At 37.5% G+C, this 637-nt stretch carries 1 protein-coding gene; it reads right to left on the bottom strand.

Features of this window, described 5'->3' with window-relative positions; translation table 11 throughout:
- Positions 1-296 precede the first annotated feature (296 nt).
- The coding region (locus ACRCJ0_RS18190; RefSeq protein ID WP_431391538.1) for a Rid family detoxifying hydrolase at positions 297-637 on the bottom strand (341 nt) is incomplete at its 5' end.

Genomic DNA, 637 nt, shown 5'->3' with positions numbered 1-637 from the left:
GACACCGGATGCCGCCGTATTACCTTAAACGTTTGGGCCTTCAACGAGTCAGCCAAATCCTTCTATGAAAAAATGGGTATGCAAACCTTTAAAACAACACTCGAAGATATTTTATAAACAAGATTCACGACCCGTCTATTCAAAAAGACAGGTCGTTTTCTATTAGAATACTAACAAAAAAAAAACGCGTTGATGAGATCGTTCATCAACACGCATAAAAGCTATTCAATATTTTCTTTTTTATAATTCCACTTGGAAAGCTACTCTTTCAAATCTTATATTTTATTTTTCAGACATTAACCTTCTACGGCAACCGCTTCAATTTCTACTAGTGCTCCTTTAGGAATTGCCGCAACTTCAAAAGCAGCACGAGCCGGCGTTACACCTGTAAAGAATTCAGCATAGACTTCATTCATAGCCGCAAAATCATCAATATTATCCAATAAAACGGTTGTCTTTACTACATTAGACATATCCAATCCCGCTTCCGCTAAAATAGCTTGAATATTAGTTAATGATTGACGGGTTTGCCCTTGAATATCAGTAGTCGCAAATTCACCCGTTGCTGGATCAATTGGTAATTGTCCAGACACATAAACAGTACCATTCACACTAATGGCTTGAGAATATGGCCCTA

The organism is Aerococcus sp. L_32 (assembly GCF_050689315.1).
This window is presented reverse-complemented; position numbering and strand designations above follow the sequence as displayed.